The 16,656-nt window shown below is 42.5% G+C and carries 17 protein-coding genes; 9 read left to right on the top strand and 8 right to left on the bottom strand.

Annotated features, from left to right (window positions below):
* Positions 1-136: 136 nt before the first annotated feature.
* Positions 137-571 carry a 3-hydroxyacyl-ACP dehydratase FabZ gene (gene fabZ, locus QR42_RS16500; protein WP_039182021.1) on the top strand — a complete coding sequence of 145 codons (435 nt, stop codon included), beginning with the start codon at positions 137-139 and terminating at the stop codon, positions 569-571.
* A 127-nt stretch (positions 572-698) separates the two neighbouring features.
* Complete coding sequence (mscL, locus tag QR42_RS16495; RefSeq protein ID WP_024423693.1) at positions 699-1,094, top strand: large conductance mechanosensitive channel protein MscL; 396 nt, start codon at positions 699-701, stop codon at positions 1,092-1,094.
* A gap of 221 nt (positions 1,095-1,315) precedes the next feature.
* Here mscL and QR42_RS16490 read toward each other — a convergent pair whose 3' ends face one another.
* Positions 1,316-1,726 carry a YwpF-like family protein gene (locus QR42_RS16490; RefSeq protein ID WP_024423692.1) on the bottom strand — a complete coding sequence of 137 codons (411 nt, stop codon included), beginning with the start codon at positions 1,724-1,726 and terminating at the stop codon, positions 1,316-1,318.
* Positions 1,727-1,843: 117 nt separating this feature from the next.
* On the opposite strand from QR42_RS16490, the gene QR42_RS16485 reads away from it, so the two are divergent.
* The 3 genes from QR42_RS16485 (at position 1,844) to QR42_RS16475 (ending at position 4,405) form a co-directional block, all read left to right on the top strand.
* On the top strand, positions 1,844-2,200 hold the full coding sequence (locus tag QR42_RS16485) for a hypothetical protein (protein ID WP_039182018.1): 357 nt from the start codon (positions 1,844-1,846) through the stop codon (positions 2,198-2,200).
* A 402-nt stretch (positions 2,201-2,602) separates the two neighbouring features.
* Positions 2,603-3,463 carry a Cof-type HAD-IIB family hydrolase gene (locus QR42_RS16480; RefSeq protein WP_235354827.1) on the top strand — a complete coding sequence of 287 codons (861 nt, stop codon included), beginning with the start codon at positions 2,603-2,605 and terminating at the stop codon, positions 3,461-3,463.
* 153 nt (positions 3,464-3,616) lie between these two features.
* Complete coding sequence (locus QR42_RS16475) at positions 3,617-4,405, top strand: YtvA family blue-light photoreceptor (RefSeq protein ID WP_039182012.1); 789 nt, start codon at positions 3,617-3,619, stop codon at positions 4,403-4,405.
* A 69-nt stretch (positions 4,406-4,474) separates the two neighbouring features.
* Here QR42_RS16475 and QR42_RS16470 read toward each other — a convergent pair whose 3' ends face one another.
* Both QR42_RS16470 and QR42_RS16465 read right to left on the bottom strand, forming a co-directional pair.
* Entirely contained in the window at positions 4,475-7,252 is a 2,778-nt protein-coding gene (locus QR42_RS16470) for a DEAD/DEAH box helicase (protein WP_039182010.1), read from the bottom strand.
* Entirely contained in the window at positions 7,239-8,846 is a 1,608-nt protein-coding gene (locus QR42_RS16465) for an SWIM zinc finger family protein (RefSeq protein ID WP_039182007.1), read from the bottom strand. The genes QR42_RS16470 and QR42_RS16465 overlap by 14 nt, the downstream gene beginning before the upstream one ends.
* A 186-nt stretch (positions 8,847-9,032) precedes the next feature.
* Between QR42_RS16465 and QR42_RS19505 the strand changes: the two genes are divergently transcribed.
* Both QR42_RS19505 and QR42_RS16460 read left to right on the top strand, forming a co-directional pair.
* A complete protein-coding gene (locus QR42_RS19505) occupies positions 9,033-9,176 on the top strand; it encodes a YwzD family small protein (protein ID WP_003214884.1) in 144 nt (47 codons plus the stop codon).
* Between the two features lie 116 nt (positions 9,177-9,292).
* Positions 9,293-10,612, top strand: a complete 1,320-nt coding sequence (locus QR42_RS16460; protein WP_039182004.1) for a UDP-glucose dehydrogenase family protein — start codon at positions 9,293-9,295, stop codon at positions 10,610-10,612.
* Positions 10,613-10,645: 33 nt separating this feature from the next.
* Here the strand turns inward: QR42_RS16460 and QR42_RS16455 are convergent, their stop codons facing one another.
* The 5 genes from QR42_RS16455 to alsS all read right to left on the bottom strand — a co-directional run bounded on the left by QR42_RS16455 (position 10,646) and on the right by alsS (position 14,914).
* A complete protein-coding gene (locus QR42_RS16455) occupies positions 10,646-11,185 on the bottom strand; it encodes a chromate efflux transporter ChrA (RefSeq protein ID WP_442852918.1) in 540 nt (179 codons plus the stop codon).
* Positions 11,182-11,763, bottom strand: coding sequence for a chromate efflux transporter ChrB (locus QR42_RS16450; protein ID WP_039182001.1), 582 nt, complete (start codon positions 11,761-11,763; stop codon positions 11,182-11,184). Before QR42_RS16450 ends, QR42_RS16455 begins: the two co-directional genes overlap by 4 nt.
* Positions 11,764-11,779: 16 nt before the next feature.
* Positions 11,780-12,256 (bottom strand): chromate efflux transcriptional regulator ChrS, encoded by a 477-nt coding sequence (locus QR42_RS16445; protein ID WP_039183339.1) that lies wholly within the window; start codon positions 12,254-12,256, stop codon positions 11,780-11,782.
* 151 nt (positions 12,257-12,407) lie between these two features.
* A complete protein-coding gene (gene budA, locus QR42_RS16440) occupies positions 12,408-13,178 on the bottom strand; it encodes an acetolactate decarboxylase (RefSeq protein ID WP_039181998.1) in 771 nt (256 codons plus the stop codon).
* Between the two features lie 35 nt (positions 13,179-13,213).
* On the bottom strand, positions 13,214-14,914 hold the full coding sequence (gene alsS / locus QR42_RS16435; RefSeq protein WP_039181995.1) for an acetolactate synthase AlsS: 1,701 nt from the start codon (positions 14,912-14,914) through the stop codon (positions 13,214-13,216).
* A 150-nt stretch (positions 14,915-15,064) separates the two neighbouring features.
* Here alsS and alsR point away from each other — a divergent pair, with 150 nt between their 5' ends.
* Complete coding sequence (gene alsR, locus QR42_RS16430; RefSeq protein ID WP_039181993.1) at positions 15,065-15,952, top strand: acetoin biosynthesis transcriptional regulator AlsR; 888 nt, start codon at positions 15,065-15,067, stop codon at positions 15,950-15,952.
* A gap of 74 nt (positions 15,953-16,026) precedes the next feature.
* Complete coding sequence (locus tag QR42_RS16425) at positions 16,027-16,629, top strand: flavin reductase family protein (protein WP_052196560.1); 603 nt, start codon at positions 16,027-16,029, stop codon at positions 16,627-16,629.
* Positions 16,630-16,656: the final 27 nt, after the last annotated feature.

The following is a 16,656-nucleotide window of genomic DNA, read 5'->3' as shown; positions in this document are numbered from 1 at the left end:
ATGACAATTGGTAATGATAGATTCTATTTTTTACCATATACGTAAGGCGAATATTGAAAAATGCCAGCATTCATAATATACTTCTATAGGAATCAAATGAAGATCAGCGATATAGAAAAGAAGGAGAGATCAAGATATGCTTGATGCTCAGCAAATTCAAGACATTATTCCACACCGTTATCCATTCTTATTGGTCGACCGTATTTTAGAGGTTGAGGGAGAAAAAAGAGCGGTTGGGATTAAAAATGTCACAGTAAATGAAGAATTTTTTAATGGCCATTTCCCAGGATACCCAGTCATGCCGGGTGTGCTTATTGTAGAAGCACTCGCACAGGTTTTTGGTGTGATTATGTTAGGCAAGGAAGAAAACAAAGGGAAAATTGGTTTGTTTGCAGGGATTGACGCCTGCCGCTTTAAAAGACAGGTCAAGCCTGGAGACCAGCTTCGTTTAGAGGTTGAAGTGACGCGCCTCCGCGGACCGGTTGCAAAAGGAAAAGCAGTAGCGACAGTAGATGGCGAAGTTGCATGTGAAGCAGACTTGACATTTTCTATCGGTCCTAAAGTATCATGATTTTCCGGGCGGTTCATCAAGCATGAATCGCTTTTTTATTTAGAAACGTTCAGTTAGAACGGATAAGGACTTGCAATTTTGACAAAAAAACGTCATATTAGACAAAAAAAGATGAAGGTGATAAAGGATGCTGAAAGAATTTAGAGAGTTTGCCGTCAAGGGCAATGTCATTGACTTGGCTGTAGGTGTCATCATTGGGGGAGCATTTGGCAAAATTGTCACTTCTCTTGTGAATGATTTAATCATGCCGCTTGTCGGTATTATTATTGGAGGGCATGATTTTAGCGGTTTATCCATTAAAATCGGAGCTGCTCAAATTTTATATGGAAACTTTATTCAAACAGTGGTTGATTTCTTAATTATCTCGTTTTCCATTTTTATCTTTATTCGTTATTTGAATAAGTTAAAACGGAAAAAGGTCGAGGAAGAAGAGGTTGTGGAAACGCCGGATCAAACGGAAGTTTTGCTAACTGAAATTAGAGATCTATTGAAAAATCAAAGCCAGTCTAAAGATGTGCAATAAAAAAGAGCGGCTGATCCCGCTCTCAGCGTGTAGACAAACCCTTGCATTCGGTGTCAGGTCTGCGCTCCGGTACTCACGAATGTTAAATTCGCTCCGTTCCAGTGCTCGTCCTTCCTAGACTTCAAAGGTTTTCAAACACGCTGAAAAGAAGACAAAGGGCTAAAATCAAGTTCATTTTAGCCCTTTGTCAACAATCTAAGAGCGGCTGATCCCGCTCTTTTTTATGTGTTTTGTTTAAAAGCATCCAGTAGTTTTTCTCCTGAAAGCCCCTCTTTGACGAGGTCTTTTAATACTTCTTCAGTTTCTGTTCTGTAACGATTTGTAATCATTTTACCATCGAGTAATACAGAAATGTTTTCTTCTAAGGCAACGATGTTTTTGACTTGGACAGATAGGTGAACAGGGCGGTTGTTTTCTTTAGTGATCGTTACAAGAATCTTCACTTCTGTGTGCTGCTGAAAGAGTACCTCAAACACCTGTCTATGTTTCTTTGGAATGAGTGCCTCGATCATCCAGTGATTTTCACCGTCTTCTTTATTAATGATTAAACCGTCACGAAGGGGAATGCTGGACATTTTATCTTGCTGTGGATCAAGTTCAATTTTTAAATCAATCAGCCTAAAGGTTTTCATATTTATCACCTCACAAGCGTTCATTATTCGTAAGTATTATTATAGCATACAACATCTGTATAAATGAAACCGCTGCCTGCTTAGAACTAGCTGCACATGAGTGAAAGGAGATGTTTTATGGAGTCCTATCAATTGAGAAATATTCATATTGGCGAGGAGAAGGCAAAGAGTGATATACGTGTTTATTCGTGGGGAGACATTCTTTCATTTTGTGATGTCTATATGGAAGAAGGAGAGTCACTCACGTTTCAATATGTCACTAAGGATCAAATGGACTGCTTTGAGTTTCAGCTGTCGGTTCATGATGGCCGGCTTTGTTTTTATTGGTTTGCGTGGGACGGATCTGATTATATTCACATGCCTTCTAGTAATTGGATTCATTCAGATATTTTTTATCAATTTATGAAAAATAAGTATTTCATCAAACAAAACAAGATGATGTTTTATACGCAAGCGGTAAAAAACAGAAATTAATGAGGATATAGAGAATTTGAAGGCCTATTTTGCTATTTTCACGTTTTGTCACATCAGGCCTTTCTCCGTAGACTAGGGGTAGCTGAAAGGAAAGGAGGCAAGTCCCGATCAAAAGGTAACGTCTATCATCTGACAGCCCCCCTCTAGCTAAAGCTGATAGATGCTGCCTTGTGCATATGAACACTGCGTAATAGAACCAATGCTTCTTTGTATAGGTCATGTGTCCCCTTATGAATCCCCTTTGTGTGTATCCGGTCATAATGCGTGGCCGGATACCCTTTTATTCACTGTTTAACCGATCAGCTCTTGCAAATAGTGGATACTCATTACATAATGATGATGGATTTTGTTAACGGTATATCGGTTGAAAATAAAGACAAAAAGGAGAGAACGATGACAAACATTCAATTAATCGCAACGGATTTAGATGGCACTTTATTGAACAGTGAACACAAAGTGAGTCAGGAAAACGAGCAGGCATTAAAGGAAGCAGCTGCGAATGGAATTGAGGTTGTCGTTTCAACAGGGAGAGCGTATTTTGATGTGAGGTCTATTTTTGACCAGCTTGGTATGAATACATGGGTGATTAGTGCCAATGGAGCTGTGATTCATGATCCAACTGGACAAGTGTACCATTCAGCTGCTTTACAAGAAGAAAAGGCTAAACACATATTGTCATGGCTGGAAGAACGTGATTATTATTATGAAGTCTTTACAAACGAAGCCATTTTCACACCGAATCGCGGCAGAGAGCTTCTTGCGATTGAAATGGACCGTTTAAAAAGTGCAAATCCAGAAACGGATCAAAATGTCTTAAAGCAAGCGGCAGAAGTTCAATACAGCCAGTCTGGTTTTTCTTATATTGATACATATAAAGAATTGTTTCGTGAGGATCGAAAGCTTTCATTTTACAACATTTTAGGTTTTTCTTTCTTTCAGGACAGATTGAAAGCCGGATGGGATATGTTTGGTGATGATTTAGATTTAACATTGGTCAGTTCGGCTGATCATAATTTTGAAATTGGTTCAAAGCACGCGTCTAAAGGGCAGGCATTAACAAGGCTGGCAGAAAGACTAGGTATTCCTTTAAGTAGGGCAGCGGCTGTAGGAGACAGTTTAAATGATGAATCGATGCTTCGAGCTGCTGGTGTTGGGGTTGCGATGGGGAATGCGAGGCAGGATATAAAAGAAATCGCTGATCACGTCACGTTATCAAACGATGAACATGGAGTGGCGCATATGATCCGGCACCTTTTGAAATAGATGAATCAGATGTCGCGGTATAAATCACATAGGATGAAGCGCATTCTACAAAAGAGGAATTCGGAACCACTTCTATTTACACATGATGTGGAACATCATATAATTTAATTAAGAATATAACCCGCTTGTAAGGAAAATAAGGAGAGTAAACGAATGGCGCTGGAATCTTATAAGTCCGAAAATCTGCATTTAATCAAGGAAGCCTTGGACTATACTCAGGTTGGCCTGACGGTGACGGACCCGTCTTTACCTGATAATCCTTTAATATATGTGAACAAGGGCTTTTTAGATATGACAGGCTATCAAGAAATCGAAGTATTGGGGAGGAATTGTCGTTTCCTTCAGGGAGATGAAACTGAACAAATCGCTCTCAAACAAATTAGAACAGCCATTGAGAACAAAGAGGCTGTCACTGTTCAGCTGAAAAATTATAAAAAATCTGGACAAATGTTTTGGAACGAGTTAAGTGTCGCTCCACTTTGGATTGACGAAAATGAAGGGAAACGTCTTTATTTCGTTGGTCTGCAAAAGGATGTCACGAAAGAGAAGGAACAGCAAGAGCTTCTTGAGCAATCAATTGATGAAGTGCTGAATATTTCTGTCCCAATCGTTCCTGTGAAAGATGGTATCTCTGTGTTACCGATCATTGGTACGTTAACAGCGCCAAGATTTGATAAGATCATTTCAACGGTCTCCACCTATATCTCTCAATCCAAGGATGATTATTTTATTGTCGATCTGTCCGGATTATTAGAAGTGGATTCATTTGTGGCAGATGCGATCTTTAAGCTGAACGATTTGATTTTAATGACGGGTACTGAACTCATTGTGACAGGAATTAAACCGAATCTTGCAATGAAAATGGGAGAAATGAGAGAGGACTTCCGTGAATTAAATACGTATATGAATGTGAAATCTGCATTGAAAAAACTGAACATTTAGCTTACGTTTATATCTAATAAAAAAGAGGACTTTTCATGAAACTTGAGAAAAGTCCTCTTTTTGCTGTGATTAAGATGATTGAGCGGCGGCACTTAAGGTAAATAAGTCTTCTAGTTCGTTTGTCGATAGCTCTGTAATCCAGCTCTCGCTTTGGATAATTTGATCATTTAATGTTTGTTTTGTTTCGAGCATTTGATCGATTTTTTCCTCGATTGTGCCAGTTGTGATCATCTTATGGACGTGAACAAATCGTTTTTGTCCAATCCGATAAGCTCGGTCTGTCGCTTGGTTTTCCACAGCAGGATTCCACCATCTATCGTAGTGAATGACATGGTTTGCGGCGGTTAGGTTGAGTCCTGTTCCTCCTGCCTTTAAAGAAAGAATTAAAATGTTGAATTCTTTCTTCTGGAAGCGGTCCACCATTTTGTCCCGCTCCTGTTTTGAGAGGCTGCCATTTAAAAATTGGACCGGTTCTCCAAACATCTTTTCTGCCAGCTGCTTGATCATGTTGCCCATTTCAATATACTGCGTAAAGATGAGGCAGCTTTCTCCTTGCTCATGTATCGCTTTTAACAGCTCTGCGAGTTTATCCATTTTTAACGAACGTTTCAGCAGTTTCACATCTGTTCCACTCTCTTTTAAATAGAGAGCAGGGTGATCACAAATCTGTTTGAGTCTGCCAAGCATACTTAAAATAATGGCCTTTCGCTGCATCCCTGTTAATGATGCCATATGTTCAAATGTATCCTTCACGAGCTGTTCATATAAAGACGCCTGTTCAGCGGATAGCGGGATGAATTCTTTTTCTTCGAGTTTTTCAGGAAGGTTCAGGGCAACCTCTTCATCTTGTTTTGTTCGTCTTAATAAAAATGGTTTGATCAGCTGCTGCAGTTGTTCAATTCTTTTTTCTTCACGGTCTTTTTCAATCGGAAGGACGAACTTCTTATGGAAGCCGGTCAGGCTGCCGAGATATCCTTTGTTGACGAAGTCGAATATGGACCAAAGCTCTGTCAAACGGTTTTCCATTGGTGTCCCGCTGAGGGCAATGTGATGTTGCCCTTTAAGCTGTCTAATCGCTCTCGATTGTTTCGTATGGGCGTTCTTGATGTTTTGGGCTTCGTCTAAGCAAATGGTATTCCACTTTGCTGCCGTTAATTCATCACGATCAGAATGTGAGAGTCCATAAGACGTCAGAACAATATCTGTTGACTCGTATGCTTTTGTGAAGTCCTCTCCCTGTGGACGCGATGGGCCATAATGCAGGGCAACCTTCAAATGTGGTGCGAATGTTTCGAGCTCTCGCTGCCAGTTTCCTAAAACAGAGGTCGGCGCAATGATGAGAGAGGGAGTGGCATTTTGCTCCTGCTCCTTCAAATACGTGAAATATGCGATCATTTGAATCGTTTTTCCAAGGCCCATATCATCTGCTAAACAAGCCCCAAATCCATGCGATCTTAAAAATAAAAGCCAGTTCACGCCATGCTGCTGATACGGACGCAGTATGCCTTTAAAGGACTCACTCATTTCGTAGGAAGGCAGCTCGTGCGTATCATTTAATTGGTGGACAAGCCCTCTTAATTGCGATGAAAGTTCAAATTGAATATGGGCAAATGCTGAACTGTCCAATAGCTCTGGAATCGATTCAGAGGAAGCTTCTTGATCTGCCAGTTCACGTGACAAAATATCAGACATGTGAAGTCCTTCGTTTTCGGCACGCTCCATCCACTTTTTCATTTGCTGGATGAAGGTAGGATCTATTTTGATCCATTGTCCTCGAATGTTGACAAGGCGTCGTTTGCTTTGGACAAGCTCGTTGAACTCATCTTCTGTCAGTTCAATGCCGTTTGTAGCAAAGCGCCAATTAAAGTCCATTAATGCGTCCATTCCGACATGCGATTCGCCTCGCGGTGTAGAAGAGATCCTTGCTTTTAACATCATCGTGCTGTCTTTAACAATTTGCCACCACGATGGGAGCAGAATCTCAATACCCATATTAACAAGGGTTTCACTCGCTTCAGATAGGAAGAGCCACGCCTCTTCTTCTGACATGAGTGTGGTGCCAGATGTGAAAGAAAGCCAAGGGACAATTTGACTGAATCGTTCCAGCTCTCTTGAAATTTTATCTTGATACGGATGCCAAGACCTTTTCAATGAACGGATGCCTTCAAAAAAGTGAAGGTCACTGTTTTTCTTATCTCGCAAAAACAATTCGATTTTCCAATCATCTCCGTCAAAATCCGGCTCATTTAAGCGCAAGCCGACAGTGAACGGCGTCTCATCATCTATCCAGCCAATCGTCTCCAAGAAATCCTGCTCATCTAGAAAATGTCCTTGGAAGGTTGAGAGTGCAGGCGATTGTGCGTTCATACGTTCCCATTTGTGCTGCAAGGCATCATCATATTGAATATAATCCTGTACAGCAAAGGAGAACCAATCAGCCGTATAACCATCTAATAGGCCTTCTTTGTCTTTAAACCGAAGCTCGCCTTTTGTCCACGCCTCGTAATCGGGAACGAAATCTTCGTCCTCGATAAATTCGTAAATCGTGGAGGCTGTTTTCATCAGGGGCTCCGTTTCATCCGTTAATGTCACATGACTAAACGTATTAAATGAATTTTTTCCTAGCAATTCAACGGTCATCCAAGGGCTTAACAGGAAGGCAGGTGTGCCAATAAAGCTGACATCTTCTAAGAATGTTCCGTAGAAAGAAGATTCGTGCCATTGGAAAAGCTGCCTCTTCATTTCATTAAGCGGAACAGGGTGTCCGTCCTCTGCTTGCGCTGAAATGGTGAAAGAGAAATCTTCTGTTTGTTCTGCATGAATGACAATTTGTTTATGGCGTGTCATCAATCAATTTTCCTTTCTTCATTTCCTCTTGGAACGCACGCAGCCGTTTTGTTGAATCTTGCAGCTGCTTTACATACCTTTCCCAAATCGCGTTTTTTTTCGTTTTATGATAAAGCGTGCGCAGTTTCTTCAGCATTTTCACAGACTCTCGATAAGCACTTCGATTCTTTTGATCGAGAAGCAGTGAGATTTCACGGTGGTACGATGGAATGAGGGCTTCTGGCTCCTCTTTTGCAATCTGTTTGATCAGATCCTTCTCCAGTTCACTAATGGAGAAACCAACAAGGCTGTGAATCTCAATCCATTCCGCATAACGCTGCTGTGCATACAATAGCTGACTGTATTCTGTAAACGCATAGGGCATACAGATTTGGAGATAGCGTTCATATAAATGATGATCCTTCGTCTGCTTAAAATATGCATCTAAATAAAAGAAGAAATCACTGACGGCTCCCCGCAGTTCTCTGTATGAAAGGTCGAGCTGGCAATATTCCTCTAATATATAGGTGATTTCGTGATACCAGAGCTTGAGCCGCTTCCAGTCCTTTCGGTTTGTGAGATCCTTCAGCCAATTGAGCACATTTGGCAGCATGTCGGCATTGAGCAGCTGTAATTGCTGAAAGAGGCTTTCATCTTCTTTCAGTAAATAATCCATGTGCATCAGTCCGATGGTACGTTCAACCGTTTGTTCTTTTTTCTGGGCGTTCTTTAGTAATTCTGTTTCTTTTTTGACCCATTTCCCTCTATTTAATATGGTGCCCCAAATCTCCATAAAGACCGCTACTCGTTCATGCTGGAAAGGTCCATTGATTTGAAGAAGTGTGCGAACGGCAGTTGGTGTGTTTTCAAGAAACGGATCGAGGGAAAAGGAAAGGGCGTATGTCTTCAAATGATCCACTGAATCGAAAATGGTGTTCATGAGCTGTTCTACATATGGATTCATGGAATAAAAGTCTTTTTCGGCATCAAGCCGGCCGAGGTCGATCAGTTCATGAAGCCTCAGCCATACATCGATTGACGTATGAATCGCATACAAGCTCTTGAATTCAGGTGAAGCAGGTGCGTGTTTTTTTAGGATCGATAAATAGCCGTAATACAAATGCTGCGGTGTTTGCTGGTGCTTTGGTGTCCGTTTCAGCCAGAGGTTAAATTCCTCTTGGAAAAAAGTCAGCCAGCTTTGGAGTGATTGTTCGTCTGGGCGCTTCACTTGGAAGTGCTGGCGAATCAGTTCTTTGCTGCGCTGTAATTCATCCTTTTCTGACCAATTTTCTGTAAATCCGGTCACACTCTCTACTTGAGCGTATAGCGAAAAGAAGACAGCGAGAATGTGTTTACAAAGTCCATCTGCTGGACATGAGCAGCTGCTTCTCACAGGAAACAGCACATGAAGGTGGACTCTTGCTGCCACGACATCATGTACATAAGCTGACCATTCGGTATCAGACTCTTGCTTGAGCCGATATACGCTGTCCTGTCTATAAGTAATCAATGCTTTTTTGATGAGTTGTTTGTTTTCATCTGTTGCAGGAAGAAGTTCTTTGATCTGTTCGGCTGTTTGTTTGATTTCTTCTTCGTTGATGTTGTGCTGAAGCATTTGATCCGCTCCTAACCAAGTAAAAGATTCCAATTCTTTTATTATAGCTCAATGGGGATTTATAAAAAAGTTTTTCATGAAAATGGTCATAAATTTCAAAAGCTGTCGAATGATGTAATAGAGTATTGCATAAACCAACCTTACAGCATATAATAATGAAATTAGTGGAATCGAAAGGATACAGACATGGATAATAAGGGTTTAAATCAAGAGGAATTTTTAAAGATTTTGATGTACGCTCATGATATTGGTGAAAATTCAAATGATGTCACAACAAAAGAAATGCTTGAAAATCTGATTGCTCATATTCGAAATGGTCTTGTTTCATAAAAGTGACCCCCTGCTAGTGATGGCAGGGGGTTTTTGTATGCTTTTAAGAATGGAATGAAAGCTCCCGGCATACGATGTCATTACAAGCATAAGGAGTATGGGGAGCTGATGGTGTCATGAATATTGCGATTGCAGGCTGTGGGTATGTGGGGCTTGTGACAGGTGTGTGTTTAGCGGAAGCAGGTCATGATGTGGCGTGTATTGATATTGACCGCCGAAAGGTCATGCAGCTGAAACAGGGAACTCCCCCAATGTATGAGCCCGGGTTAAAAGAGCTATTGAAACGCAATTTTGAGCAGGAACGAATTCATTTTCACATAAATGGAGCGGAAGCCTACACGAAGGCAGATGTATTAATGATCGCGGTCGGCACCCCGCAGCAGGCAGATGGCCAAGCTGATTTACAGTTTGTGTTTCAAGCTGCGAAAGAGATGGGGATAAAAGCAAAATCAGGTGCGATTCTTGTGGTGAAAAGTACGGTGCCTGTCGGAACGGGGGATCAAATCGATCAGCTCATCCATCAAGAATTAGGACGGAAGGAACCATTAGCGATTGCATCTAACCCAGAATTTTTACGGGAAGGCTCTGCCATTTCAGATACATTGCGGGCGGATCGGCTTGTGATTGGCGCTGAAACAAAAGCCGTATTAGACCAGTTAGAGGAGATGTATGCTGATTTCCACCTTCCATTGGTGAAAACAGACCGTAAAAGTGCTGAAATGATCAAGTATGCATCAAATGCATTTCTTGCGACAAAAATCAGCTTTATGAATGAGATTGCCTCCATTTGTGAAAAAACGGGTGCTGATGTTGAATGGGTGGCGAAGGGAATGGGGCTTGATCAGCGGATCGGTTCTTCCTTTCTAAGAGCGGGCATTGGCTACGGAGGTTCTTGTTTTCCAAAGGATACAAATGCACTTGTCCAAATTGCAGGGCATGTGTCCCATGATTTTGAGCTATTAAAGGCTGTCATCAAAGTAAATAATGAGCAGCGGGCAGGTTTTATCCGAAATATCCAGGAGCGGCTGGGAGCAGCGCTTGAAGGGAAGCGAATTGCGCTTCTTGGTCTGTCCTTTAAACCGAATACAGACGATATGAGGGAGGCACCATCTATTCCGATCGCTCATGAGCTCCATCAATTAGGTGCGGAGCTTGTGGCGTATGATCCTGTTGCTGCCCGGCGTGCAGCTCGTGAACTGCCGGATCAAGTCTTATTTGCTCAAACGATTGAAGAAGCGATCAAGGATGCCGATGCGGTCTGTCTATTAACAGAGTGGGCGGATATTCAGTCGTTTCCACTCGCGTCCTACAAAAAATGGATGAAGCAGCCGCTTATTTTCGATGGACGAAACTGTCATACACTTGAAGCGGCAGAAGAAGCAGGGGTCGAGTATCATTCGATTGGGCGCAGATCAGTTTCTCCAATTTATATGTAAAAGAAAACCGATAACAGTGAATGTTATCGGTTTTTATGAATGCGGCAGAATGAATCCACCATATAAAAATGCAGCCACAATAAGAAAGGCAGGGTGCAGCTTGAATTTGGTCATCAAGAAAAAGGAGATCGCGGCAATGGCGAGAGATTGTGTCCAGCCGATGGCTTTCACTGCATCTCCGCCGATTTCCCATGTTAGTAAAAGCATCATCATCGCAATGACAGGCTGTACGGATAAGGTCATGCCTTTGACGACGGGAGATTGGCGAAAACGGTCAATGAGCTTGAGCAATAAAATGAGTCCGGAAGCGGAAGGCAGGACAGTTGCAAGCAATGCCACGATAAAACCTGGCCAGCCCATGACGTCATAGCCGACATATGCTGCAATCTTCGTAGCGATTGGCCCCGGCAGTGCATTGGCTAAAGCCAGCATATTGGAAAATCCTTCGTTCGTCATCCAATGAAAATGATTGACGATTTCTTCATAATTGAGCGGGATGGATGCAGGGCCTCCGCCATATCCTAATAGATTAGATAAAAAGAATGCCCAGAATAAAAAGAGAATCAGTATCATGAAGACACTCCTTTCTCTTTATTTGACCGATGCCAGCGATTTTTCAGCTTAAAATGAAAAGCGCCATAAAATAAAAAGATCATCACAATGATTCCTGGATGAATGGAGAGCACTTGCAGTCCGACAAAGGCAAGAAGGAATAGAGTGATCCCGAAGATCATGCCGAAGCCTTTCAGCGTTTTTTGTCCAAACTCATATGCCATGATGCCTAACAGAACGGCAATGACAGGGGTCACAGCACCAATCATATTTTGAATGATTTGTGAGGAACTTAAGACGCTGACAAGTGTGACAAGGGCTACCATAGCGAGACATGTCGGTAAAATATGTGCAGCTGTTGCGACAATTGCGCCAGATACGCCTTTTAATCGATAGCCGAGGTATGCTGACATTTTGGTTGCGATTGGGCCTGGTAATGCATTGGCGATGGCGAGTGTTTCTCCAAATTCGTCATCGTTGATCCATTGATATTTCACTACCGCTTCATGGCGAATAAGCGGTATCACGGAAGGGCCTCCGCCAAAACCGAGAATCCCGGTTCGCACCATAGCGATAATGAGTTCGATATATGATTGCAAGTGGTTCAACTCCTGTCTACAATTTCATGCCCATACGGCTTTTGTATCGTTTAATGAGCATTTGGCAGTCCACACTGACAACGCCTTCTAGCGGGTATAGTTTTTTTGTCAGAAATGTCTCCATTTCCTGTTCATCTTGAAAAATGCCATGCATATGCAGCTTGCTTGGTCCTGTCATATGATAAAGACTCGTGACAGCTGTTTCTTGTTCAAGCTGAAGGGCAACCGCTTCTAAAAATTTTGGCTCTACCTCTACATTAAAGAAGACAGAGACATGAATGCCGACCTTCGCGGGGTTAATCACAGCGGTGAAACGTTCAATGACTCCTGCTTCAATGAGCTGCTGAATGCGGGCTTGCACGGCAACACGTGACAGACCGACCTGTTTGCCGAGATCTGTATAAGACATGCGCCCGTCCTCGTGTAATAGGGATAAAATTTGTTTATCTCTTTCGTCTAATGTTAAGTTCGGAATGCTATAGTCTTTTGACACCATATAACCACCTTTCTTCTGTTAATATTCTATCATATTTTATTACGTATAGAATGGTTGAGTTATCATTTGCTATCGAAACGAAAACGTTACGGACAAAAAAACATCTTTATGCATAAAAAACACCCCGAGCTCATCGGGGTGTCTTCATTTATTGATCCGGGCTGCTTTCTGCACTGGCAATTTGCTGTGCAAGGTCAGCTCGATCAATGTCTGCTTGGAAGAATTCCTGCGTATTCGGCAGATGTAAATTCATATGACGTTTTTGAGATATGCGGATGGTGACTTGATCAACGGTGTAATCAAATACGTGTCCGCCAACACTTCGATCTTCATCAATAAAATGAAGGTGATATCCACTTACCGCAATGCCGTGTGCGTACTGCGGTGTACGGAAGCCTGCGATCGTACCTTGAATATCCTCGAAGTCGAAAATAGGCTGAGACTTGACTGCTTCTACCATCGGAACGTAAGGTTTTTCCTGTTTTTCAACCGTACGTGTTTGAACCTTTTTGAATGATCCATCAATGCGGACTGCATAAAAGATATTTTTACTTGGTAAAATGCGGTCAATTTCTTCTTCCAGTTCTTTGGACGTCATTGGTGCATCAATTCGATGAACGATATCTGTTTCAAAGAAAGCTAGAGAGCAGAATGGTGAATAATCTTGATCGGTGACGGGTGTCGCTGTTCCATCCGAGCGCAGCCGGTAGAATGCACCGTCAAAGCCGATCAGCTCCCCATCTAATTGATTAAATGTACCGATGCCGAAATCACCGTGTTCAGGAATTTGCGCGAGGGAGAAATCTCCATCATATACGGCTTCAAGCAAGGAGGTCATCGTCGATACTTGATAGACCTCTTGCTGTTTGTCATGCTGTCTTGTGTCATTCTGTTGATTCATTGGGTGCATCATACCCATATCCGCTCACTCCTTTAATGTAATGTATCGAAGTCTTATCTGACGTTCGCTGTGTGTTTTTTGCGATAGAGTTCTGGCCATTTTTGACTGGCGAGGTCAGGGTTATCTTGATAGTCAATCGGAATATCAATGATCACGGGTCCTTCTATGTTTATACCCTTTTGAAGGACGGTTGAAAGCTCCTCAGGTGAGTTGACCCGTAATCCAGTCGCTCCAAAGCTTTCCGCATATTTCACTAAATCGATCTGACCGAATTCAACGCAGGATGTACGGTCATATTTCATTTCCTGCTGGAACGCAACCATGTCGTATGTGCTGTCGTTCCAAACAAGGTGAACGAGGTTTGTCTTCTTGCGGACAGCTGTTTCTAACTCCATTGCGGAGAAAAGAAAACCGCCATCACCCGAAACCGAAATAATCTTTTCATCTGGATTCAATATAGAAGCCGCAATTGCCCATGGTAATGCGACGCCTAATGTTTGCATGCCGTTACTCACCAAGAATGAGTTCGGTTCATAGACGCGGAAGTGACGGGACATCCAAATCGCGTGAGATCCGATATCACACGTGACCTTTGTGTCATCAGGAATCAGACGTCTCAATGTATGAATGACATCCAGCGGGTGAGATCGATGACTTTCTCTTTCTGGTGCCTTTTCAATGTCGCTTAATAGCTCCTGTAATTCAGTGACTAATTCTATGTTCTCTTTGCATAGAGAAAGAGGAACACTGTCATGCGCTAGATGTTTGACGGTTTCAGAAATATTGCCTACAAGTTCAAGCGCTGGCTCATAAAAATGGTCAATATCTGCCTGCATGTCATCAACATGGATGATCTGGCGCTGCTGCGGCTGAAGATTCCAATGCTTCGGATCATATTCGATTGGATCAAAGCCAATGGTCAAAAGGACATCTGCTTGTTCAATGAGAAGGTCCCCCGGCTGATTACGGAATAAGCCGATTCTGCCTAAATATTGAGACTCGAGCTCTCTTGAGAGAACGCCGGCTCCTTGATACGTTTCAACAAATGGGATACCAAGTGTTTTTAATAATGCTCTTGTGGCATTTGCAGCAGCTGGACGACTGGCTTTCATTCCCACAATCGCAATAGGTAAGTGTGCATTTTGAATTTTGGCGATAGCCGAACTGATGAGAGCATCCGGTGCAGGACCTAATTCTGGAGAAGGGTGAGCAGACACTGCTGTTTGTGTGGTGTGTTCTGTCACGACATCTTGTGGAAAGCTGATAAATGCTGCTCCAGCCTGCCCTTTTTGTGCCGCGCGAAAAGCATTTGTTAATGCTTCTGGTATATTATGAACGTCTTGTACTTCAACACTATATTTGGTGACTGGTTTGAATAATGCCGCATTGTCGAGTGATTGATGTGTTCGTTTCAGCCGATCTGCACGAATGACGTTTCCAGCGATTGCGACAACGGGATCACCTTCTGTATTGGCTGTTAATAGACCTGTTGCTAAATTAGATGCACCAGGACCTGATGTGACGAGACAAACACCTGGTTTGCCGGTTAAACGTCCGACAGCAGCTGCCATAAAGGCTGCATTTTGTTCGTGTCTGCATAGGACAAGCTCTGGACCTCTGTCTTTTAATACATCAAATACAGCGTCAATTTTTGCTCCTGGAATCGCAAAAACATGGGTCACACCTTGAGCAATCAGCGTATCGACAATCAACTCTGCTCCTCGTCTTGTTAGGGGTTGTGCTTGAGATTTCATTTACCCCGCACTCCTTTCGGCAAGTAAAATTTTTTATGAAAATATATTTTCATGATATGATTTACTATACATTTCATAAAATAAATTTTCCAATATATGTTTAACGTGGTTTTAATATGTTTCACGAATAAGTGTGTGAGGAGTGAAAGGATGGAACTGAGACATTTGCAGTATTTTGTCACAGTAGCGGAGGAGCTGCATTTTGGCAGAGCAGCCGCACGGTTGAATATGACACAGCCTCCACTTAGTCAGCAAATAAAGCAGTTTGAGGAAGAATTGGGTTTTCCATTATTTCACCGGTCGAAGCGGGTGGTGGAGCTAACAGCAGCTGGAAAGGTCTTTTTACATGAGATTCGGGGAGTACTGCAACAGCTTGATAAAGCCGTTGATCATGCCCGTCACACAGCAAGAGGAGAGCTGGGGAAAATCATCATAGGTTTTGTTGGAACGGCGACGTATGATATTCTGCCGCCCGTTGTACGTGAATTCAGGGAGCTGTATCCCTCTGTCAGTATTGAATTGCAGCAGCTTTCTGTTCCGCAGCAGCTAGAGGCACTGTTAAATGGTGAGATTGATATCGGTTTTTTACATCCTACAGCGCCGCATGAAGAACTAGTCAGTCGTTTGATGAAGCAAAGTGAATGTATTTTTGCGATTCCAAAAAATCATCGATTGGCTCAACAAGAGACTGTCACGATTGAAGATATCCGTCATGAACCGATTATTTCTTTATCACAGGAATCGTGGCCGTCCCTTTATCAGCACTTTGTCCTGCTATGTGAAAAGTACGGATTTTCTCCAAATATCGTGCAGGAAGCGGCGGAATATCAAATGATCATTGGCCTTGTCACAGCAGGGATCGGTATTGCAGTGATTCCAAAATCAGCCCGGCGTTTATTTAATCTGGATGTTGTTTATCGAGCCATTGAGGGTGAACAGCTTCTGGCGGAATGGACGATTTCCTATAGACGGGAAAATCATAATCCCGCTTTATTTCATCTTGTCCACCATATCCTGCATCGCACCGAGCTAGAATAAGAGGTATAGGGAACGGGTTATGGTATGATGTCGTTACATTAAAAGGAGGCGTACCTGAATTGATTACATTGCAAATGGATCAGCTGTCACGAAAAGAGGCATATAAATTATTATCTGGTTCTATCGTTCCAAGACCGATAGCGTTTATTACAAGTCTATCTAAAGAAAATGTCGTCAATGCCGCACCATTTAGTTTCTTTAATGTCATCAGTGGACACCCGCCGCTCATTGCGGTTTCTATCGGACGACGTGAAGGTCAGATGAAAGATACTGCTCAGCATATTATCGATAGGGAAGAGTTTGTCGTTCATGTGAGTGATGAAGCCATAATAGAAGATATTAATGAAACAGCTGCTACGCTGCCGCAGGAAGAGAGTGAGCTGGATCGAACCGGTCTTCATCAAGTAGAGAGTCATGTTATTTCAGTGCCAGGGATCAAGGAAGCGCGCATTCGTTTTGAATGTCAGCTGGAAAAACATCTCACCTTTCAAAATGATGAAGGGGAGATCACGGTCGATCATATCATTGGCCGGGTTGTATGTGCACATTTAGATGAGGGTGTTTATGATGTAGAAAAAGGCTATGTTTCTACTAATGAACTGAAACCAGTCGCGCGACTAGCAGGTAATGATTATGCCCATTTAGGCACGTCATTTGTGCTGAAAAGACCACAGTAATCAAAAAACCCCCGAGTGATGCTCGGG

This window comes from Bacillus sp. WP8 (genome assembly GCF_000800825.1).
In the GTDB taxonomy this organism is placed as follows: domain Bacteria; phylum Bacillota; class Bacilli; order Bacillales; family Bacillaceae; genus Bacillus; species Bacillus safensis.
Note: the sequence above shows the minus strand (reverse complement) of the source record. Positions and strands in the feature narration are given on the sequence as shown.